The organism is Mesorhizobium sp. RCAM 06353 (assembly GCF_059683585.1).
In genome coordinates this window covers 6,825,273-6,847,415 of record NZ_CM185031.1, presented here as the reverse complement: position 1 = coordinate 6,847,415, position 22,143 = coordinate 6,825,273, and the positions used below count along the sequence as shown (strand labels likewise).

The 22,143-nt window shown below is 61.5% G+C and carries 16 protein-coding genes and 1 pseudogene; 11 read left to right on the top strand and 6 right to left on the bottom strand.

Going from position 1 to position 22,143, the window contains the following annotated elements; translation table 11 throughout:
• The first annotated feature begins 6 nt into the window (after positions 1–6).
• The 7 genes from trbK-alt (at position 7) to AC56QX_RS32965 (ending at position 8,242) form a co-directional block, all read left to right on the top strand.
• Complete coding sequence (trbK-alt, locus tag AC56QX_RS32995) at positions 7–396, top strand: putative entry exclusion protein TrbK-alt (protein ID WP_497112736.1); 390 nt, start codon at positions 7–9, stop codon at positions 394–396.
• A 1-nt stretch (position 397) separates the two neighbouring features.
• A complete protein-coding gene (trbL, locus tag AC56QX_RS32990; RefSeq protein ID WP_497112734.1) occupies positions 398–1,759 on the top strand; it encodes a P-type conjugative transfer protein TrbL in 1,362 nt (453 codons plus the stop codon).
• Between the two features lie 2 nt (positions 1,760–1,761).
• Complete coding sequence (gene trbF / locus AC56QX_RS32985; protein WP_497112732.1) at positions 1,762–2,445, top strand: conjugal transfer protein TrbF; 684 nt, start codon at positions 1,762–1,764, stop codon at positions 2,443–2,445.
• Positions 2,442–3,581, top strand: coding sequence for a P-type conjugative transfer protein TrbG (gene trbG / locus AC56QX_RS32980; protein ID WP_497112730.1), 1,140 nt, complete (start codon positions 2,442–2,444; stop codon positions 3,579–3,581). The genes trbF and trbG overlap by 4 nt, the downstream gene beginning before the upstream one ends.
• Entirely contained in the window at positions 3,578–4,822 is a 1,245-nt protein-coding gene (locus tag AC56QX_RS32975; protein WP_497112728.1) for a TraB/TrbI/VirB10 family type IV secretion system protein, read from the top strand. Before trbG ends, AC56QX_RS32975 begins: the two co-directional genes overlap by 4 nt.
• 2 nt (positions 4,823–4,824) lie before the next feature.
• The gene (locus AC56QX_RS32970; protein WP_497112726.1) at positions 4,825–5,049 is read left to right on the top strand and encodes a DUF2274 domain-containing protein; all 225 of its coding nucleotides are present in this window, start codon (positions 4,825–4,827) and stop codon (positions 5,047–5,049) included.
• A 370-nt stretch (positions 5,050–5,419) separates the two neighbouring features.
• Positions 5,420–8,242, top strand: a complete 2,823-nt coding sequence (locus tag AC56QX_RS32965) for a peptidoglycan-binding domain-containing protein (RefSeq protein WP_497112724.1) — start codon at positions 5,420–5,422, stop codon at positions 8,240–8,242.
• A 393-nt stretch (positions 8,243–8,635) separates the two neighbouring features.
• Here the strand turns inward: AC56QX_RS32965 and AC56QX_RS32960 are convergent, their stop codons facing one another.
• Positions 8,636–9,310 (bottom strand): peroxiredoxin-like family protein, encoded by a 675-nt coding sequence (locus AC56QX_RS32960; protein WP_497112723.1) that lies wholly within the window; start codon positions 9,308–9,310, stop codon positions 8,636–8,638.
• 520 nt (positions 9,311–9,830) lie between these two features.
• On the opposite strand from AC56QX_RS32960, the gene AC56QX_RS32955 reads away from it, so the two are divergent.
• The 4 genes and pseudogenes from AC56QX_RS32955 to AC56QX_RS32940 all read left to right on the top strand — a co-directional run bounded on the left by AC56QX_RS32955 (position 9,831) and on the right by AC56QX_RS32940 (position 16,458).
• Positions 9,831–11,597, top strand: coding sequence for an adenylate/guanylate cyclase domain-containing protein (locus AC56QX_RS32955; RefSeq protein ID WP_497112721.1), 1,767 nt, complete (start codon positions 9,831–9,833; stop codon positions 11,595–11,597).
• Positions 11,594–13,303: an adenylate/guanylate cyclase domain-containing protein gene (locus AC56QX_RS32950; RefSeq protein ID WP_497112719.1), complete on the top strand. Its 1,710-nt coding sequence runs from the start codon at positions 11,594–11,596 to the stop codon at positions 13,301–13,303. Before AC56QX_RS32955 ends, AC56QX_RS32950 begins: the two co-directional genes overlap by 4 nt.
• A 638-nt stretch (positions 13,304–13,941) precedes the next feature.
• On the top strand, positions 13,942–14,154 hold the full coding sequence (locus AC56QX_RS32945; protein WP_497112717.1) for a hypothetical protein: 213 nt from the start codon (positions 13,942–13,944) through the stop codon (positions 14,152–14,154).
• 532 nt (positions 14,155–14,686) lie between these two features.
• Positions 14,687–16,458: pseudogene (locus AC56QX_RS32940) on the top strand (adenylate/guanylate cyclase domain-containing protein).
• Positions 16,459–16,763: 305 nt separating this feature from the next.
• Here the strand turns inward: AC56QX_RS32940 and AC56QX_RS32935 are convergent.
• From AC56QX_RS32935 to AC56QX_RS32915, 5 genes are read right to left on the bottom strand one after another with little or no spacing between them, the layout of a single operon-like run.
• Positions 16,764–18,281 (bottom strand): carboxypeptidase M32, encoded by a 1,518-nt coding sequence (locus AC56QX_RS32935; RefSeq protein ID WP_497112715.1) that lies wholly within the window; start codon positions 18,279–18,281, stop codon positions 16,764–16,766.
• A 32-nt stretch (positions 18,282–18,313) separates the two neighbouring features.
• The gene (locus AC56QX_RS32930) at positions 18,314–19,333 is read right to left on the bottom strand and encodes an ABC transporter ATP-binding protein (RefSeq protein WP_497112713.1); all 1,020 of its coding nucleotides are present in this window, start codon (positions 19,331–19,333) and stop codon (positions 18,314–18,316) included.
• Positions 19,333–20,334, bottom strand: coding sequence for an ABC transporter ATP-binding protein (locus tag AC56QX_RS32925; protein ID WP_497112712.1), 1,002 nt, complete (start codon positions 20,332–20,334; stop codon positions 19,333–19,335). The genes AC56QX_RS32930 and AC56QX_RS32925 overlap by 1 nt, the downstream gene beginning before the upstream one ends.
• Positions 20,331–21,179, bottom strand: a complete 849-nt coding sequence (locus AC56QX_RS32920) for an ABC transporter permease (protein WP_497112711.1) — start codon at positions 21,177–21,179, stop codon at positions 20,331–20,333. Before AC56QX_RS32920 ends, AC56QX_RS32925 begins: the two co-directional genes overlap by 4 nt.
• On the bottom strand, positions 21,176–22,114 hold the full coding sequence (locus AC56QX_RS32915) for an ABC transporter permease (RefSeq protein ID WP_497112710.1): 939 nt from the start codon (positions 22,112–22,114) through the stop codon (positions 21,176–21,178). Before AC56QX_RS32915 ends, AC56QX_RS32920 begins: the two co-directional genes overlap by 4 nt.
• Positions 22,115–22,143 lie beyond the last annotated feature (29 nt).

Sequence of the window (22,143 nt, the reverse complement as noted above, 5' to 3'; positions counted from 1 at the left end):
GGCGCGATGGACGGCAAGATATTCGCTTGCATCGGCGCGGTCATCTTCATCGCGGTCGCTTTGACAGGGACCGCGCTCGAGATGAGCAGCAGGGACGATGAGCCTGACGCCCCTTCGACGCCGGACCGTCCCTTAGCCTCACAAGACCCACTCGCGGCCGCATTGCGCCGCTGTTCCGGGATCGGCGAGGCCGGTCCTCGCGATCCCGGCTGTCTGAAAGCGTGGGCAGAAAGCCGGCGCCGGTTTCTCGGTCAGCGGGTCACGGCGACCGGTCCGGTAGCGCTGACAACGCTGTTTCCAAATCTAGCGGCGTCAACCGACCGGAAAGAAGGGGAGCGGAGGGATGTGACCGCTCCCGCGATGCAGGTCGAGCCGCCCCGGCCGGAGGTCCGCTGACATGGGTGGCATGGGCGTCATCGACCATTTCCTCGAAGTCTTCACGCGCTACATCGACGGCGGCTTCGGGCTGCTCGGCGGCGAGGTCGGCTTCATCGCCACGACCCTGATCGTCATAGACGTGACGTTGGCGGCGCTCTTCTGGTCCTGGGGGGCGGACGACGACATCATGGCGCGCCTCGTCAAGAAGACGCTGTTCGTCGGCGTCTTCGCCTATCTCATCTCCAACTGGAACAATCTCGCCCGCATCGTCTTCGAAAGTTTCGCCGGGCTTGGCCTGAAGGCTTCGGGTACCGGTTTTGCCGTCAACGATCTCATGCGCCCGGGCAAGGTGGCGCAGACCGGGCTCGACGCAGGCCGGCCGTTGCTGGACTCGATCTCGAACCTGATGGGCTATTGGTCCTTCTTCGAGAACTTCATCCAGATCGCCTGCATGTTCTTCGCCTGGGCGCTGGTGCTGCTCGCCTTCTTCATCCTGGCGATCCAGCTTTTCGTCACCCTGATCGAGTTCAAGCTGACGACGCTCGCCGGGTTCGTGCTGATACCCTTCGGTCTGTTCGGCAAATCCGCCTTCATGGCCGAGCGGGTGCTCGGCAACGTCATCTCGTCCGGGATCAAGGTGCTGGTGCTCGCCGTCATCATCGGCATCGGCTCGACACTCTTTTCCGAGTTCACCGCAGGCTTCAGCGGCAACACGCCGTCGATCGACGATGCCATGGCGATCGTGCTGGCCGCGCTGTCGCTGCTTGGCCTTGGCATCTTTGGACCGGGCATTGCCAATGGTCTCGTCTCCGGCGGTCCTCAGCTTGGCGCGGGTGCGGCGGTCGGCACCGGGCTTGCCGCCGGCGGCATGGCAGCAGTGGGCGCCGCGGCCGGGGGCGCCGTCATGGCGGGTGGTACGGCTGTTGCCGGCGGTGCTGCGAGTGCAACCCGTGGCGGAGCCGCGATTGCGGGCAGGGCATCCACCGCCTACGGCCTCGGCGCAGCCGGACAGTCAGGCTTTTCCAGCGTCGCGTCCGGGCTCGGCGGTGTCATCAGCGCCGGCGCCCAGGGTGCCATCTCACCGCTCAAGCGCGCCGCCAATCATGGTGCAAGCAGCATGAAGCACAACTTCCAGTCTGGCGCTCGCGCTGCCTTCGAGACGACGGGCGGATCATCCACCGCCGGCACAATCGGCGCGAACACTGGCGAGGCCGGCTCCGCTCCCGTCGCGTCCTCCGCCACCGAAAGTCAGCCCGCCTGGGCGAAGCGCATGAAGCGCTCGCAACAGATGACCCATGGCGTCCAGGCCGCCGCTCACGCCGTTCGCAGTGGTGACAGCCATGGCGGCGGCTCCTCGATCAACCTCTCTGAAAGTGACTGAGCATGTTCAAACGACCGTCCACGCATTACGGCAGATCCCCACAACCCGAGACGCCCTATCAACGCGCTGCCCAGGTCTGGGACGAGCGCATCGGTTCGGCTCGCGTGCAGGCGCGCAATTGGCGCACCATGGCCTTCGGTTGCCTGGCGCTCGCTGCGGGGGTCTCCACCGCACTCATCTGGCAGTCCGCCAATGGTTCGATCGTGCCCTGGGTGGTGCAGGTCGATCGTCTCGGCCAGGCGCAGGCTGTGGCGCCGGCGGTCGCCGACTATCAGCCCAACGATCCGCAGGTTGCCTTCTACCTGGCGCACTTCATCGAACAGGTGAGGTCGATCCCCGCCGATCCGATCATCCTGCGGCAGAACTGGCTGCGCGCCTATGACTTCACGACACAAGACGGGGCGTTGGCGCTCAACGACTATGCGCGCGGCAACGACCCGTTCACCAAGGTCGGCAAACAGCAGGTCGCCGTCGACGTGTCGTCGGTCATCCGCGCATCCCCAGTGAGCTTCCGCACCGCCTGGGTCGAACGCCGCTATCAGGATGGCTCACTCGCGTCCACGGATCGCTGGTCCGCCATTCTCACCATTGTCGTCCAGCCCCCGCGCGACGCCGACACGCTGAGGAAGAACCCGCTTGGCATCTACATCAACGCCATCAACTGGTCGAAGGAGCTTGGACAATGACGCCCGCACTCTTCAAGGCCGCCCACTGCGGGTGTCCGACTTTCCTCATCCACGCAATGCCGGCTTTCCGCAAGATGGCCATTCCAGCACTTCTGCTTTGCACGTCGGCGCTTGCAGGCTGTGCCACCAGGCAGAAGCCGCCGGAGATTTCCTATGACGATCCGGTCCCGGCCGTGCAGGCCATCGATCCGCCTCCGCCCGTCAAGGTGGTCGAGCTATCAAAGCCACTGCCGCTTCCCGGTCAGTTGAAGCCGGTCGGCAAGGAAGCAAAATTTGAGCCGGAACCGACCGATCCGACGGCGCGCGTGAATCTCGCCAACGCCGCCGCGCGCGTCCAGCCTGTCCGCAACGGCTTCATCAACTCGATGCAGGTCTATCCCTTCGTCGATGGCGCGCTCTATCAGGTCTATGCCTCGCCGGGACAGATCACCGACATTGCCCTGCAATCCGGCGAACAACTCGTCGGCTCCGGTCCCGTCGCCGCTGGCGACACTGTGCGCTGGATCATCGGCGATACCGAGAGCGGTCTTGGAGGGAACAAGCAAGTCCACATCCTCGTCAAGCCGACGAGGGCGGAGCTGACAACCAATCTCGTCATCAACACCGATCGGCGCACCTATCACATGGAACTGCGCTCGACGCCGTCGACCTATATGGCATCGGTTTCCTGGCAATACCCCCAGGACCAGCTGATCGCCTTGCGCCGTCAGAACCAGCTGGCCGAAGCTGCGCAGCCGGTCTCGACAGGCATCGATCTGTCTCGCGTCAATTTCCGCTACGAGGTGACAGGCGATCGCGCACCGTGGCGGCCGTTGCGCGCCTTCGACGATGGCAGGCAGGTTTTCATCGAGTTCCCGCGCGGGATCGGTCAGGGCGAGATGCCGCCACTCTTCGTGGTCGGGCCGGAAGGCGACACGTCCGAGCTTGTGAACTATCGCGTGCGCGGCAACTACATGATCGTTGACCGGCTGTTTGCCGCCGCCGAGTTGCGGTTCGGCGCAGGCAAGAACCAGCAGCGCATCCGCATCTCCCGCACCGATGGGGTGGGGAGCAGTCGATTTTCATGGATGCGTGGCCCTGGTGAGACCCCTCGAGCCACGAACCTGCGAACAGACAGCGGAGGGGCGCCATCATGAGCGACAGATTGGATCCCGGCAAGGAAGAGGGCCGGGGGCCGGTGGAGGACGCGTGGCCGCAGGCCCCGGCCGATAATGGTTCCCTGCCGTTGACCGGCGACCCGGCGGCGGCCATGCGGCTGCGCGCCGGGCCGCCGCGCGTAACGCGTTTGTCCCGCAAGGCCTTGGCCGGATTGGGGCTTGCCGCAAGCCTCGCAGTCGGCGGTGCGCTGATTTACGCGCTTCAGAACCGTCAACAAGGCGAGGGTCAGGAGCTTTATTCGACCGACAATCGATCGACGCCCGATGGGCTCGCCGGCCTGCCGAAGGACTATGCGGGCGTTCCCAAGCTTGGCCCGCCGCTTCCCGGCGATCTCGGTCGCCCGATCCTCGCCGCACAGAATGGCGGCCCCTCGCTGTCAACGGGCCCCATCGGCCCGGACCCGGAGGGGCAGCGCCGGGAGCAGGAACTGGAAGCGGCGAGAACCGCGCGCCTGTTCGCGTCCACGCAAACGCGGCCTGCGGGTGAGGCGACTGCCGCTCAGCCGATGACAGGCGCCCCACCACAGACCGACCTCTCCAACCTTGGCCTTGCGCCGCAGCCAGCGACGCCCTCGGCGCAAGACCGTCAGCGCGCATTCCTTGATCAGCCGCCGGACAAGCGAACCGTCTCACCTGATCGCGTCACGGCGCCGGTATCGAAAAACGTCCTGCAGGCCGGCGCCGTCATTGCAGCCGCCCTCATCACCGGCATTCGCTCCGACCTGCCGGGCCAGATTACCGCGCAGGTGACGGAGAACGTCTATGACAGCCCCACTGGACACATCCTTCTCATTCCGCAGGGGACGCGCCTCATCGGCCAGTATGACAATGGTGTCGGCTTTGGCCAGCGTCGCGTGCTGCTGGTCTGGGCCAGGCTGATTTTTCCTGACGGCCGCTCCGTCGTCCTGGAGCGTGAACCTGGCGCGGACGCCGAGGGTTATGCTGGCGTCGAGGATGGCGTCGATTATCATTGGGGCGAGCTGTTCAAGGCTGCGGCACTCTCCACGGTTCTAAGCATCGGGGCGCAGGCAGGCTCATCGGGCCAGGAGAGCGACATCATGCGCGCCCTGCGCCAGGGTGCTTCCGACAGCATCAGCCAGACAGGCCAGCAGATCGTAGAGCGACAGCTCAACATAGCGCCGACACTCACCATCCGACCGGGATACCCGGTGCGCGTCATCGTCACGCGCGACCTCGTGCTTGAACCTTACGGAGGCTGAAAATGGCAATGCTGAAACTGGGACCAATCGCCGACGACAAGCCCGTCAAGGTCATGGTGGAACTCCCCGCGGCATTGCATCGTGACCTGACCGCTTACGCCGAAATCCTCGGCCGCGACGCGGGGCAACGACCCGCCGATGCGCCGCGCCTGATCGTCGCGATGTTGGAGCGGTTCATGGCGACGGATCGGGGCTTCGCCAAGGCAAAGCGTTCTGAGGGTGGCTAAAGGCCGGACGGTTGACGTCGAACCGGGCCAGTAGCGTCTCCCAGTCACGATGTGATCTCGGAAAATCGCGTCTTCCGGCGTCCGCGATACTGCTGATTTCAAAAATGCGCTTCGACCGGTTTAACGAACTGGACGCCGGCCGCATCACAGGAACTAGAAGGCATTTCGCCCTCGACAAGCAAACGAGGGCGCACACCTATCGTCGCGATCGCCTGGTAAGCATAAAGAGTCAACGCGGTCGGTACTGCTTGCGCACTCCCTAGGATTCGTGAATATGGCTTCTGGGGTTGTGTAGGGGATTACAATGCGTCGCGTGTGGAGTGTGGGCGTTGCTGCTTGTTTGGCGGCCGCTTTTTTGCCGGCTATAAGCTTGGCCTCATCGCTCTCAGATTTTATCCAGATCATCCAGAATGGCCAGCAAATGACACGGCCGATGGGGTTCAGGCCTCCGCAGTCGAATGCATTTTGGCTCGTCGTATCGAGCCGGCCTAGTGAAGGAGAAGCCATAGCCCTTGCACAGTCCTATGCGCCGACACTGGGGCCAACGCTGGTAGCACATAGCAGAAACGGGGTTTTTGCTGTTGTCGCCGGGACGCTTTACCAGGACAAGGCGAAGGCGAATCTGACCGCGCTTAAGGAACTGCGCATCATCCCTCAGGATTCGTTTCTCTCGCGCGGGAACGGGTTGGACGGGTTAGTCTGGATGTCCTACCAGAGGGGAGCCTCGTTCGATTTCGCGACGCAATCCAACTATTTGAGGGTCGTTCAGAGGCTCCAGGCAGCGATGTCTAAGCTAGGCCTATATTCTGGCCCTGTTGACGGCCTAATCGGGCCAACGACAGTTAAGGCCTTCAGGGCCTACCTTTCGCGTTTCGACGTGCAGCCAAGTGAGTTGCTGACAGAATACAGCCTGACGGAAATCGAACGTAACGCAGGCGACGGTTTCCACAGCGACCAAGAGCGAAACGATGCCTTGGCGCTTGGCTACACCGATGCGCAGAGTTTCAGCGACGCCAGGTCTGGCGGCTTTACATCTGCGAGCGCGTTCACCCAGGCAAAAAGCATGGGCTTCCTCACGCAGCGCGACTACGATGCCGCCGTCTCAGGCGGCTTTCGCAGCAGCGATGAATATCATCGGGCACAGACGGGCGAATTCACGGCAGCCAACGAGTATCGAGCGGCTGTCCAGCTTGGCATCCAGACCAGAACGGAGCTAGTTGCTTATCGCGCGTCAGGGTTTTCCGACCCTGCCGCATACCGAGACGCCAAGCAGAAGGGCTTTGCCGACAAGGCCTCCTACGACAAGGCACAGGCCCGCAAGCTGAAGGCGGCGAGAGCCGCCGCGACGGCGCTGCTCTCCGATGCCGAGACATTCCTGAAGTTGAATCCTCAGACTTCGAACCTCGTCGATATCGCCGGGCAGGCCGCCGCGTTGAACGCGCAAGTCCAGACCGGTTCCACCGATCCCTTGAACAGTTCGGCGCTCCGGCTGACCAACCTACTCATGGCAGTGCCCGGGTATCCCGATTTTTCGGCATCGCGGGACAAGGAACGCGCCCAGGCGATCGAAAAGCAGAAGGCTGAAATCTTCGCTGAGCTCCAGGCCGACCGACAGGCCCTCAAGCACTGGATGAGCAGTCACCTGACTTCGCCCAAACTGCCCGAGGTCGTCCAGGAAGTTAAGGCGCTCGACGAAGTTTCCGACACCAACGACCTGGACACGCTGGCCGATGCACGAGAGGGCGTGCGGGCAATGATCGCAAGGCAGGCTCTGGCGGAAGAACTGGATACGAGCAAGACCGATGGCGGCCAGTCCGGAAATGATTCCTCCCAAGGCGGCAACAGCGCGGCTTATGCGGTCACCGTCCTGAACAAGGCGCTTCTTAGCGGCCCGTTGGAGGACGTCGTGGTTCTCTACAACGCAGGCCCCAAGGCGCCTTCAGTGCTGCGCACGATATCCGGCCAGTTCTCCCTGACGAAGAGCCAGGCGTGGATCTGCCTGCTCGGACTAAAGAGGACGCCAGCCTTGGACAGGGCACTCCTCGAGGCCATCGATCCGATGGGCGGCAAGGCGATAAACGTCAGTTCGGACTGTGGGGCAAACGACCTCGAAGGCGCCGATCTCTTCCTTGTTCAGCGAAAGACCTTCCTAGAGGCCCCGCCAACGCTTCAGGCGGCCTATCTCGAGGCGATGGAGGCCAAGACGATTCGTGTGTTCGATCCTATCCGCTTCGAAAACATCAAGGCCCGCATGGATTCGGACCAGGCGCTGGCCTTGAAGGTCGCAGAAGAGGTGTCGTCCGGAACGCGTGAGGGATATGGAGGCATCCTGTTGGCGAGTTCGTCCGACCGGATCTGCACCGTCGTTGACGGCAACGCAGCCGTGCACGAGGCGACCATCAGCAAGATAGCTGATTTCGCAGGCATGTCGGGGAGCACCGTCTCCTACCCGTCGATCGACAAGGCGTATGAGGACGTGCGGCACGAACAATGCCGCGTACTTTATGCATCGGCCGCCGACCTGAAGGCGACCTCGCAAGCGCTCGCGCGCGACGGCGTACAGTTTGCCTTCGCCCCGGTATGGCTCGGTAATAACGATGCTGACGCTGCCGCGGCCAAGCTGAATGCGGCCAAGCAGGAAGCTACCAAAGCCGCGGAGGCGAAGCGCGTGGCAGCCGACGAGGAAAAGAAGATCGCGGCCCAGCGCGAGGCTGACGAAAGAAACTCGAGGGCAGCCCGCCAGGCTGATCTGCGCCAGAAGAACGGGCCGGCCGCGACCGCACTTCTGAACCTCTTTTCGGATGGCCTAAAGCGGACCGTCCTGGGCCCGGCGGATAAGGCCAGCCCGTCTTCCGGGATCGATATCGAGACCCTGTTCCCTGACTTTGCAAAGTGGACTGCCGGCCTTTCACACGACAACTGGAAGCCCACGGACGTGGCCTCTGAGATCCAGAACTATGGCACCGTCAACTGGAAGGGCCGGAACCTTGACGGCATCGTCGTGAAGGCAACTGTCAAGATGGCAAGCGCAGAACGCGGGCAGTACAAGGACGAGTGCTTCCTATTTGGCGCGGTTATGGACGGCGAATTCCAGATGGTTCGCGACCCTTACGAGTCCAGGTGCACTGACACCGACGCATCCGCCCATTGGGCTGTCGGACACGAACTCAAAAGTCTTTGGGTTGCCAACTAGTTCGACATGCTTTCAGCATTTTGTCTGGCAGTGGTGGGCGTCGTTTTGAGGTTCGTTGTCTTCCTTCCTTGAAGTTGCTCCCATCTCCTCGGCGGTACCGCTCCACTAGCTCCAACGCTTCACCCTCTCCACTGGCGGCTTGTGCCTCAGCTTCGCTGCGCCGCAGCCACCAGAACAGCGGCAAACAGGAGTTATCCAATGCGCCGTCTGAAGATGGAGCGCTTTGAATCTGTCCTGAGAACGTCCACGAGTGATCCTTGTTAATCCAGACGAGATGACCGCTTTGCGCCTCATTTCGGACGTTGATCCGAAATTTCTTATCACCTGAAGCGGACAGGCGACGGCCGCCAACTTCGCGTAATCCTGGGCCTAGTCCACTACCGAAGCTGCTCCTTACCTTGCTATTTGCGACGCTGCCGACATCAGCTCCTCGGTGTTCGGGGCGCTGAATAGGCCGCCATCGAGCACTTCATTGGAAGTCCAGCGAACGACGCCATCGCGGTCCAGCAAGAACTGGCCGACGAGCTGCCCAATGCCGGTGGCCATCATCTGTTGATCCGCTTCTGTGATATCGTAGCTGTCCTTCTTGTTCAGATATTCGAGCGCCGCAAACGGGTCCATCGGCTCCGGCATCTCGCCCGGCAAGTCGACCCGCATCGACTTCACATCGGTCATCGAAACCTTTTGCGGCCATGCGCTCTCGTTTTCGGTGATCCGCATATTCGGCAATCCAAAGGCGCGGTGTGAAGTCCGCTCCGGATCGGACGCCGCGAGTAGACCGAGCATCGGATGGTACCGCAGATAGAGGCGCGCCCGCTCGATGGGCGTGTTGACCACCGTCAGGCTTTCGATGCCCTTCTCTTTGAGGGCTGGGGTGAGCAGCGAAACCGTCGCGATATGACGCCTGCAAAAAGGACAATGGAGACCTCGATACAACCCAACAAGCACTGGTTTCTCGCCTCGGAAATCGTCGATGGCGATCTTGCCCTCGCGGGTAATCGCGTCGAGCACAAAATTGGGCGCCGTTTCCCCAAGTTGCAGTGGGCCTATGTCGAGACGTTCTGACACGCTGATCCCTCCTCGCGGGTCAATCCACAACGGATGTGCGGGCGGGTGGCTTGGGCCCATGTGCTGCACATACGTCCTTGGGCTTGCTGAAATGGCGCTCGGCCTTAGGTCGGCGCTGGTAGTCCATTTATAGCACGGAGGGCAACGCTTTTACACCTAGATGGCGGGGTGGCTTGTGGGGCCCCTATTAGGTGCGCACCCGGCCGATATACATTCAGTTCAGCCCAGGCTAATGGCCCGCCGCTCTCACCCCCAAAACCAAATCGCTCCGAAAGACAGAATTCGACCCCAAGGGTGACATTGTCCGCGTTGGCAGAAATGCGCCTCATGGCAGTCATTCCTGCGGTATCGTCCGGTCACCAAAAGCGGACATCCCCAATGGACAGGCCACAGGCAGTTGTGCGCCCGACATTTGTCTCGAACGACTGGAGTCGATCCTACGCGGACCACCCGACCAATGGCTCGGAGCTATCTTCCTTTGGCTAGGCAGTAGTGCCAGACTGGATGAAGGGAGCACGACATGAGGGAGACCCGCAAAATAGCAGCGATCCTGGTGTCGGATGTGGTCGGCTACAGCCGGCTAGCCGGCGCAGATGAAGATCGCATCTTGGCACGGCTGCGGGCTCTGCGCAGCGATCTCATCGATCCCACCATCGCTGTTCATCGTGGTCGCGTTGTCAAGCGCACCGGCGACGGGAGCCTTGTCGAGTTTAGGAGCGTGGTAGAAGCAGTGCGCTGCGCGATCGAAGTGCAGAACGCCATGCTTGAGCGTAATGCCGGGGTGCCGGATGATCGCCGCATTGAATTCCGAATCGGCATTCACCTGGGCGACGTCGTGCAAGAACGCGATGGGGACTTGATGGGCGATGGCGTCAACATCGCCGCACGCCTCGAAGGCATCTGCGAACCCGGTAATATCTGTCTTTCCGAGCAAGCCTATTGGCAGGTAAAGTCAAGGCTTGATATCGCGATTTACGATCGCGGCGCGGTTCAGCTCAAGAACATCACTGAGCCGGTCCGGGTTTATTCGCTACAGGTCGGCGTTCCCACCAAGGCTAAGCCCGCAGCACCAACTGGGCCCCTTGATCTAAGGAAGCTTTCACAGCCGCTCGCGCTGCCCGACAAACCTTCGATTGCAGTGCTGCCCTTCGTCAACATGAGTGGTGACACCGAACAGGAATTCTTCACTGACGGGCTGACGGAGGACATTATCACCGATCTGTCGAATGTGTCCGGCTTCTTCGTCATCGCCCGCAACTCCACCTTCGCTTACAAAGGCAAGCCCACCGACGTCCGTCAGATCGCCCGTGATTTAGGGGTGAGATACATCCTTGAAGGTAGCGCGCGTCGTTGGGATGAGCGTCTCAGGATCAATGCTCAGTTGATTGATGCTGAGGGCGGTGGAAATCATGTCTGGGCTGAACGCTTTGATCGCGATCTCGCCGATATTTTCGTAATTCAAGATGAAGTTACGCGCCGCGTCGTGCAAGCCATTTCCGGCAAGATTGGTGCGAACAAGACCTCTACCCGGTCGAGGCCGTCAAATCTCGAAGCCTACGATCTCTGCGTTAGGTCACGAGAAAAATGGGCTATGTCGAAGTTTGAGAACAGAGAGGCGCTTTCAGCGCTGCAACGCGCGATTGCACTTGATCCAAACTATTGCGAGGCCCACGGCAACCTTGCGGTTTCACTGCTATTTGGCTGGATTAATTGGGGAGAACCAAGGATTCCGTACAAAGAAAATGCTCTCACACACGCACAACGCGCGGTAGAAATCGACCCCAACGATTCAGACGCTTGCAGTGCGCTTGGATACGTTCAACTATATGAGCGCAATTGGGATGAAGCAAAATCACTTTTAGAGCTTGCTATTCAACTAAACCCCAACAATGCAAACGCGGGGATATGGCTGGCTGAGCTTCACATCTACTTGGGCAGCCCGCAGGACGCGTTGACAGCTTGTGCTGAGGCTCTTCGTCTAAATCCCCGTCCGCACCACGCCTACTTTTGGGTCTTGGGGATGGCGCAATTTGCGACCGGTCATTACGAGGACGCTGTTGCGACCTTGAGCCGCGAGGAAACATATGGGACCGGTTCAAGGGTGAACTTGATTGGGGCTCTTGCCCTTGCCGGTCGCATGCCTGAAGCACGGGAGGAGGCCCGTCTTTTTGTTGCTGGGAATCCAGACTGGAAAATCGCTGATTTCACGACGAATTTGCCCTTTAAGAGTATGGCTGCTGCGGAGCCCTTTATTGATGGCTGGCGTCTGGCGGGATTGCCGGAATGACCGCCAACCGCCGCCTCACCGTGATTATGATGGCCGATGTAGTTGACTATTCTCGCCTGATGGAAGCAGACGAGGCGGGCACTCTGGCCTCGTTGAAGGAGCTGCGGGCAGCCATCGTCGAACCGACAGTGCAAGCGCAGGGCGGGCGCGTCGTCAAATTGATGGGCGACGGGATGCTCATGGAATTTGCCAGCGCGCTGAACGCGGTGACGGGGGCCATAGAACTACAACAGAAGTTCGCTATAGCGAACGCGGCGCTGGCGCAGGACCGCCAAATCGCGCTGCGCATAGGTATCAACCTTGGCGACGTTATCGGGGAGGAATCCGACATCTACGGCCACGGTGTGAATATCGCCGCCCGCCTTGAAGCACAGGCGCCCCGCAGCGGCATCTTGGTGTCGGATGCGGTTCATGCGCAGATTCGTGGCAGGATCAACGCAGATTTCACATTCGCCGGCGAACTTCAGCTCAAGAACATCGCCGTGCCTGTCCGCGCTTGGCGCTGGGCCGGATCGGAGACGACAGCGGCGGCGATGGAGCCGACGCCCCGCCCGGACGCCAAACGGTCGCCCGCCAAACCCTCGATCACTATCCTGCCGTTCACCAACTTGAGCGGCGACCCTAATCAGGAGTTCTTCGCCGCCGGAATCGGGCTTGATCTTGAGTCGGCTCTCAGTCTCATTGGCGGGATTGAGTTGCGCGCGCAGGGCGCCCCTTCCGACTTCCAACTGACGGGCAGCGTCCGCGCCGCGTCAAGTCAGATCCGCGTCACAGCAAGGCTGATCGAGGCGGCTGGCGGCAGACAGCTTTGGGGAGGCCGGTTCGATGGCCGTGCTGACGACATTTTCGCCTTGCAGGAGGAAATCACACGCCAGGTCGCGGTGGCCATGCAAATCAAATTGACCAGCGGGGACTACGCGCGGCTGTGGGATGGTCAAACCAGAAGCCTCGCCGCCTGGGAATGCTGCGTAGTTGCCAACGCGCATCACGAGCGGTGGTCCGAAGCCGACAACCGCCGCGCCCGTGACTTGCTGCAGGAGGCGCTCGAGATCGACCCGGACTATGTCGCCGCCAAGGTGCTGCTGGTTAAGACCTGGTGGTATGATGCCCGCTACTACATGCAAGGCGATGATCGTGAGAACGCCCTGGCTACAGCGGAACGTCTCGCCAAGGAGGTGCTGGAGCGGCGCCCGGAAACCGCCAATGCTATAATGTCCTTGGGCGCAGTGGCATGGCTCCGCGACCGGCACGACGAGGCCATCACACTCTGCCGCCGCGCCGCCAGCCTCAGCCCTAGCGACGCATGGACGCTCGGCTTCTTCGGCGTCATGTCGATCTATTGCGGCGACGTGCACGAAGGGCTGGTCGCACTTGAGCGCGCCGCGCGCCTGTCGCCGCAGACCTTCACCTGGATCGACTATCACATCGGCCATGCCTTGGCATGGCTCGGCGACGACGCCGGCGCGCAAGCCAGCCTGCATCGTTATATCGCAGCCAATCCGCAGGATACTTGCGGCTACCTGATGATGGCCGTCATCCACGGATTCGCCGGACGGACGGAGGACGCGCGCCAGGCCGTCGCGGAAGCTGTCGGGCGAAAGGCGGACATCGACCAGGACCAGGTCCGCCGCTCGAACCGCTACCGCGAGCCCGTACGGCTGGAACGGGTGATCGCGGTGCTGGACGCGGCCGGACTTCGTGCCTGAGCAGGGTTTAGGTTGATATCGTATCCGATGCTGGAGCCTTCGAGCGCTGGCGGCGCTGCGCCTCAGTTGCAACCTAGGGATCGATGGCTGGAGCCGTGCGGGCGCGCGCCATGGGAACAATTTCCGTCCTTGCGCCGAGGCGATGTGCGCGCTCGCCGGAGTGTCCGCCATCGTAGACACGCCGCCTGAAAACTGCCGGTCCGCTAGCGGCCCCAAATGAGACGGTTGATCGTCGAGGGCAGGGGCAGTTCAGGGCGCAAATGAGATAGAAACTGCGACCAGTTTTCGGCGTTCACGAAACGGTCGATTACTGATGAGATGTCGCTATTGGCCAGACGCGTAGGGTTACACCCCAGACGGCACGCGACGGCCCTCGGCGAGTACGCATTCATCAATTGTTCGGCGACAAATTCGTTCCGAATGGCCCCTATCGTCCCCGATGACAGCCTTTGAGTTAATGTTTTCATCCGGCCAATATCGACGCGATACGACCTCACGAGCGCGAACGGCGGCGTGGTTCAGAAGACTGTGCGTCGGGAATAATCGATAGTAAGCAAGCAACCAGATCCACGGTTTGGAGTTTACCAGCATCTGGTGAATTGGCGCTCGGACAAATCGCTCTCAGGAGAGCGGAGTTGATGCCTCAACTGGTAGTGTTTCTAATCAAAAACCTTGCTGTCGGGGCGCTGATCGGGCTGGCGGTGGCGGGCTGGCTTTTGGCCACTGGTGCTGTTGGCGGCCATCTGCGATCTGGCAGTGACGCCTATCTCGCCATTGGGATGGTCGCTTATTCAATGGCATCAACATTTGCCCTTGGGTTTTTGGCGACCGCGTTGCTGTTTTTCGAATAAGCCATTCACTTAGGGCTGAAGGATCGGAAATCTCAGCGAGCTTCGAGCCGATGCCCTTGGGCGTAGCTCAACCCGGCATCGGTTAAGATAAGCTCACCCCTGCCGGCCGCGAGCGGCGGCATCTGGCATCTGACCGTGGTTCCAAGTGGACATTGTCTTCCCTATGCTGCCCTTCGCAGCCACAGCGTCTTCACGTGGGGAGAACGCCGGACGACCGCTTCTGCCTAGTTCGATTCGAAAGCTGACTGTCAGCTAACGGCCCCCAATCTGCCGGTCAGGAATGCGCCTCATTTCGGCCTAACAGGCAAAGTTCGTCGTTGCCCGAAAGCGGACACCATCAAGCTGAGGGTCGTGATTGCGACTCTCCCCGATCCGGGAAACGTGGAAGGCACGAGGCGCGACCATGAGTGGGAACGGCTCAGCCCATACCAAAACGCAATAATTTAGGTTAGCTTTCTGGAACTGAGCTGTCGCGACCTATGGTCGGGTCGCATCACGTGGGAGACCTTCCTCCAATCTCAAAGCCGCATGCATGCGTCGATCGCTATTTCAGAAGTATTTCTTAGTCTTGTTCGCGGCGGCCATTTTTCCGATGGCCGCCGGTGGCATCAGCAACACTTGGTTCAGCTATGTCGACCAGCACGCGATCCTCAGTGCCCTGCTGCAGTCCGAGGCAACATCGGCGGCCGACAAAATTGAGAGCTTTCTTGACAGCATCCAGCTTGCGCTCGGCTCGACGATCCCCCCGGAAGGGTCGAATATGGCCAGCGTGAAACAGCTCCGGCTTCTTGCCGTACGAGCGATGCACCAGGCCCCGGGAATCCTCAGCATCAGTATTGTCGACGGTACTGGCGCGGAGCGGCTGCACATCTCTCGCACTGGCATAAACAGGACAGAAAGCGGGGCGGATCGCTCAGGCGATCCCGCTGTCGTGGGCGTCAGGACGGCGAAGGTCTGGTACGGCCCAGTCATTTATCGCCCGGGTTCCGAACCCTCCGTAACCATGGCGATGGCCAGTTACGACAATTTAGTCGTCGCCAACTCGGTCATCGCCGAAATCAGTCTGAAGCCTATCTGGCTCATCGTTTCCGAAATCCGCGTGGGCCGCAGCGGCCAGGGATTTGTCATCGACCAGGCCGGCCGACTCATCGCTCACCCCGCGATCAGCAAAGTGATGCAGGGCGCCGACGAGAAAGCAGCGTTGGCCCTGCGCGAACTGCAGGATGCGATCGCTGCCGCAGGCGGCACTGCGATTGCAAGCCGCAACGCCGAGAATGAACGCGTTGTGACTGCTGGCGCGCCGGTTACCGCGGCCGGCTGGACGGTAATTGTCGAGCAGTCGCAGGCAGAGGCTTTTGCACCTCAATACGCTTCATTGTGGCGGACCGGGGGGTTGTTGTTCCTCGCCACAGTCCTTGCGGCGGTGCTCGCATATTGGCTTGCCAGACGGATGAGCGGGCCTATCCTCCTGTTGGAGGAGGGCGCTCTCAAGATCGGTGCTGGACAGTTCGATCACCGGATCAACATCTCCACTGGAGACGAACTTGAGCGGTTGGCTGCTCGATTCAACCAAATGGCGCAGGAACTTGTCGCATCGCGGGACCGCGCGGAGCGACTGACGCGGTTGAAGCGCTTCCTTGCACCACAGGTTGCGGAACTCGTAGAGAAGGCCGGTGACGAGCGAATGCTCGCTGGACAGCGCGCAGAAGTAGTCGCTGTTTTTAGCGACTTACGTGGCTTACTGCATTTTCAGCGCACGCGGAGCCTGAGAACCTCATGCAGGTCCTGCGTGAGTACTATGAGGCGCTCGGCGCGATCATCACCAAGTACGAAGCAACGCTGACCAGTTTTTCGGCGGATGGATTGATGATCCTCGTCAACGCCCCGGTTCCACGTGAAGGGCCGGCGCTTCATGCCGTAAAAATGGCTGTCGACATGCAGGATTCCACACAAGAGCTCATATCTGTGTGGCGGCAACGTGGTTATAATATTGGCTTCGGCATGGGGCTCGCTATGGGGTGGGCAACGGTGGGTCGGATTGGCTATGAGGCCCGCGCTGACTACACCGCAATTGGCAATGTCGTGAACTTGGCATCGAGGCTGTGTTCGTCCGCTGAAGATGGACAAATCCTTATAGATTATTCCGTGGCACGCCATTTGCCTGGCAACACGCCGATTGTTGACCTCGGTACTCGCCAGTTCAAAGGCCTCGAAGGCCACGTTCGCGTCTACAATGTTGAGATGCAAAGGATTGAGCGGCCGAATTTAGATTCTGCTGAGAATGACGCCAGGGAAAAGGGCTAGGCTTCCTCTGCATCGACGTCCGCAATCGTTCTTCCCTGCACCACAAGCGGACCTACTGCTTCCGGCCCCAAATCTGCCGGTCAGCAATGCGCCGCAAAGGAGCCATCTGACATTGCCCGTTTAGCGCCACTGAGCGGACATTGCGATCCGCCAGTTCGAACGGCCAAACTCCGCGCAACGTCTGACAAGCGCGTCCAACTCATGTCTTGCATGCTGAGCAAGATCCCAAGAGTCTCGTGCCGGATGAAATCCCTGAATCGCTCGGGATGGCGATTATTATGACACGAAGCCTCTCCATGCAGGCGCTATGCGTGCAACTCGGCCACCTTGCGACGGAGATCGTCAATGTAGTCGTCGGTCCCTAGCACCTTGCCGGTTGCGGCCTTCAGGATTTCGGCTGGCGTCAGCGAGCGGCCGTGACGATGCACCTTGTCCGCCAGCCACGTTCTCAGCGGCGCACAGTCGCCGGTCTCGAGGCCACGCTCAACCTCAGGCATCTTGGTCGCCGCCTTGAACAGTTGCGAGGACATGATGTTGCCCATCGTATAGGTCGGGAACGATCCGATCATGCCTGCTGACCAATGCACATCCTGCAACACGCCCAGCGTGTCGGTCGGTACGTCGAGGCCAAGATAGCTGCGGACATTGTCCGCCCAGATCGCCGGAAGGTCAGGGACACGCAGGCTGCCGTCCATCAATCCGGCCTCGATCTCCGAACGCAAGATGATGTGCAGGTCGTAGGTGAGTTCGTCGGCCTCTACCCGGATCAGGCTAGGACGTGGCGCATTCACCGCGCGCCAGAAGTCGGCGACCGAGACGTCAGCGAGTTGGTCGGGGAACTCGGCGCGCAATGCCCCGAAATTCTGCTCCCAGAAGCGCCGAGAGCGGCCGACGCGGTTCTCCCATAGGCGTGATTGCGATTCATGCATGCCAAAGCTGGTGCCGCCGACCGCGTAGAGATTGACGAGATCAGTGGTGAAGACCGAGCGCGTGAACTCAGGAGAAATGCCCTGCTCATAGATGCCGTGGCCGGCCTCGTGCCAGACGGCGAAAAGGCCGCCAGGCAGCCAATTCTCCCGGAAGCGGCCGGTGATGCGCGCGTCGGCACGCGTGAAGGAAATCTCGAACGGATGAACTGTGTCGTCGAGCCGGCCGCGCTCGAAGTCGTACCCCATGGTGGTGGCCACTGTCTTCGAGAATGCTTTCTGCTTTTCGATCGGATACGTGCGTTCCAGAATATCGACGCGTGCCGGCCGTGCTTGCAGCGCGGCCTGGAGCAATGGCCCGATCGCGGATTTCAGGTCGGCATACAAACCCTTGAGCCGCGCCCAGGTTATGTCGGGCTCGAAGGTGCCGCACGCCGCATCGTAGGGATGGTCGGCATAGCCGATATGCTCGCAGATCTCGCGCTGCAGCGCGACGGTTCGCTCTAGCACCGGCGCGAAGGCAGGGAAATCGTTCTCGGCACGCGCCCTGATCCACGCCGCCTGGCCTTCGGTTCGCCGCTCTGCTGCTTCCTGCACCAGCCGCGCCGGGATGCGGCCGAGTATGGCGATCGCGGCCGCCGCGTCATTGAGCGCCCGCCTTCGAAGTTGCTCGCCGGGCATTCCCGTGAGTTCCATACGCGCAGCGTCGAGGGCCTTCAGCATGCTGTCGCTGGTTGCGATTTCGCGTGCGACTGCCGCCAGCGTGCCCAATTGCTTGCCGCGCGCCTCGGCTGCAAGCGAGGGCATCATGGTACGCGAATCCCAGACGAGCACGTTCACCGCGCACAAAATGTCGTTGACCTTGGCGACCTGGGCTTCGAATGCGGCGTAGCTCATCGGCGTCTCATCTGGTTGGAAATTTCAGCAGGTCATTGTGCCGCGGATGTTTCGGGCGCCTGTTTGCCGAATTCAGTCAGGTGACAGGCAGCAAAGTGAGCCGGTCCTCGGGCGGACAGATGGGGCCGCTCGGCAAAGCAACGCTCGAACGCGAACGGACACCGCGTGTTGAAAAGGCAGCCTGACGGCAAGTCAAGCGGATTTGGCAGTTCGCCACGTGCTGCCGCAACGCGCGTCCGTCGCGACGGGTCGAGTTCGGGCGCAGCATCGAGCAGCGCCTTCGAATAGGGATGCCGGGGGCCAGCGAACAGCGCTTCCGTTGGGCCGGTCTCGACCACTTTGCCCAGGTACATTACCGCGACTCGGTGTGAGATGTGACGTACGAGCCTGAGGTCATGCGCGACGAAGACAACGGTAAGCTTCAGCCTTTCCTGAAGGTCCAGCAGAAGGTTGATGACTTGTGCCTGCACCGAGACGTCGAGCGCGGAGACCAGTTCGTCGGCGACCAACACCTCCGGCTCGACAGCCAGAGCGCGCGCGATGCCGATGCGCTGGCGCTGTCCGCCGGAGAATTCGTGCGGATAGCGGTCGGCAGCGTCCGCCGGGAGGCGCACAAGGCCCAATAACTCGGTGATACGCGCAGGTATATCGGCCTTCGGCCGCATCGCATGGACGCTCAGCGCTTCGGACAGAACCTGTCGCACCGACATGCGCGGATTGAGCGAACTGTAGGGATCCTGGAAGATCATCTGAACACGGCGGTTGAAGTCGCGCCGTTCCGCCGGGCGCAGCAGACCGATATCCTTGCCGTCGAAACGCACCAGCCCTTCGTCTGGCTCCAAGAGCCGCACGAGACAGCGCGCCAGCGTGGATTTCCCGCAACCGGATTCGCCAACGATACCGAGCGTCTCGCCGCGATGCACTTCCAGATCGACATTGTTCAATGCATGGACAGCGGCTGGAAGTCTGCCCGTGAGTATGTCGGACGCGGTTCGGGCAAAGCGGAACTGCTTGGAGACGCCTTCGACGGAGATCAGCGGCATTTCCCGCATCAGGCAGCCTCGGAAATCGTGGCCACCGTGCGATGGTGGAAGCAGGCGACCTCTCTGCCCGCGGCGAAGCTTTCGAGCGGTGGGCGCTCGGCGCGGCAGCGGTCCGTGGCGAAGGAACAGCGCGGATGAAAGGCGCAGCCGTCCGGCAAATTGGTTAGGCTCGGTGGCGTTCCCTCGATTGACAAAAGCATGCTGCGCTCGGCGCCGATGCGCGGCACGGAACCGAGCAGCCCGCGCGTATAGGGATGATGCGGCTCGGCGAACACCTGCGTCACCGTGCCGGTTTCGACGATGCGTCCGGCATACATCACCGCCATGCGGTCGCAGGTCGCTGCCACGACGCCGAGATCGTGGGTCACGAACACCATGCTCATGCCGAAACGATCGCGCAGGTCGAGGATAAGCTTCAGGATCTGGTCCTGGATGGTCACGTCGAGCGCCGTTGTCGGTTCGTCGGCGAGCAGCAGTTTCGGCGAACAGGCCAGCGCGATCGCGATCATCACCCGTTGGCGCATCCCACCCGAGAACTGGTGCGGGTATTCGTCGAGCCGCCGCTCCGCGGCTGGAATGCCGACAATGTTCATCAGTTCCAGCGCGCGTTGATGGCGGCCGCGGCGGTCGAGTGTGGTGTGGGCGCTAAGGTTCTCCTCAATCTGCAGGCGGACCGGCAGCACCGGGTTGAGCGCCGTCATCGGTTCTTGAAAGATCATCGCGATCTCTGCGCCGCGCACCTTGCGAATCTCCGACTCGCTCATCGCCAGCAGATTGCGGCCCTGCCACTCTACCTGTCCGCTCACCTTGCCTGGTTCGTGCACCAGCCGCGCGATCGAGCGCAGCGTGATGCTCTTGCCCGATCCGGACTCGCCTACCAGGCCGACGATCTCGCCTGGGGCGACATCGAGATTGATGCCGTCGACAACCGTGACCGGGCCTCGTGGCGTCAGGAAGGTGGCGGTGAGGCCGCGCACCTTGAGGCCGACGCCGGGCATCGGCGCCGTCATCGGTTGACCCTCAGAAGATCGGCCAGCGCGTCGCCGGCAAGGCTGAAGCCGAGACCAGTGATGACGATGGCGATACCGGGGAAGACCGACACCCACCATGCGGTGGTCATGAAATTCTTGCCGTCGGCGATCAGCACGCCCCATTCGGCCGCCGGTGGCTGCGCGCCGAGACCGAGATAGCCGAGGCTGGAGCCGAGCAGGATGGCGAGCGCCATGTCGGTCATCCAGTAGACGACGGCCGGCGTTATCGCGTTGGGCAACAGATGCCGGAAGATGATGCGCATGTGGCCGTAGCCCATGCCTCGCGCCGCGTCGCCATAATCGAGCCGGCGCTGGATCTTGATCTCCGCCGCGACCAGCCGAGCATAGAACACCCAGCCGACGACACCGACGGCGATGTACATGTTTCCTAGACCGGGACCGAGCACCGAGACGATGGCGATGACCAGCACCAGGAACGGAAAGGTGATGACCGCATCGACCACACGTCCGAACACCGCCTCCACCCAGCCGCCCACATAGCCGACCAGGGCGCCGACGACTGTGCCGAAGATGAACGGTCCCGTCGTCGCGAACACCGCGATCTGCATGTCGATGCGATAGGCGTGGATGACGCGCGAAAGCATGTCGCGGCCGAAATTGTCGGTGCCGAAGGGGTGCGCCCAACTCGGCCCGTGCATGATGGCGTTGTAGTCGAAGGCAGTCGGATCGTAGGGCGCGAAGAGACCTGGAAAGAACGCCATGGCCAGGCTCGCGCCAAGCACGATGACCGCGCCCACAAGGGTGCCCGGCATTGCCCGGCGCCGTTTCGCCGGCAAGGCGATCTGGACCACGCTCCCGCTCATCGCGCCACCCGGGGATCGAGCCAGGCCTGGACAATGTCGGTCAGGAGAAAGGTGAACGATACGAGCAGCGCTAGCGCGATCGTCAGCCCCTGGATGACGGGATAGTCGCGGCCATAGATGGCCTCGATCATCAGCCGCCCCGCGCCGGGGATCGCGAACACCGTTTCGGTGATAACCGCGCCGCCGAGAAGCGTGCCGATCGAAAGGCCGAACAGCGTGACCGTCGAAATCAGAGCATTGCGCAGGACATGGCGCGTCATGATCACCCTCGCGCGCAGACCCTTGGCGCGGGCAAAGTCGACATAGTCGGCGCCAACAACCCCGATGATGGCGGCGCGCAGATTGCGCATGAGGACGGCCGAAAGGCTGAGAGCCAGCGTCGTGGCCGGTAGGAAGAGATGATAGAGATCGTCGAGGAAGTTCTCACCATAGCCGCCGACCGGAAACCAGCGCAACTTTGCCGCAAACACGGTCAGTAGCACCAGCCCGACATAGAAGACGGGCATGGACAGGCCGATTTGGAAGGTGCCGCGGATGATGGCGTCCGGCGCGCCGCCACGGTTGAGTGCCGAGACGAAGGACAGCGGCACCGCCACCAGCAGTGCGATCAGGGCGGCCATTCCGGTAAGCATCAATGTGACGGGCAGGCGGCGTGAGATCAGCTCGATCACCGGCAGCTTCAGGCCGATCGAATTTCCGAGATCGCCGGTAAAGACCGCCTTGGTGAAGTAGAGGAACTGCAACGGGATCGGCTGGTCGAGCCCGAGCTTGGCATTGATGCGCTGGACGTCGGCGTCGATGGCGCGGTCGCCGAGCATTGCGCTGGCCGGGTCGCCCGGCAAAAGCCGAACGAGAATGAAGGTGACCACCAAGATGAAGGCAATGGTGGGAATGGTCTGCAGAATTCGTCGGAAGATGAAGGCCAACAGTGGCAAGCGGCGATCCAGACCTTGTTGACTAGGAG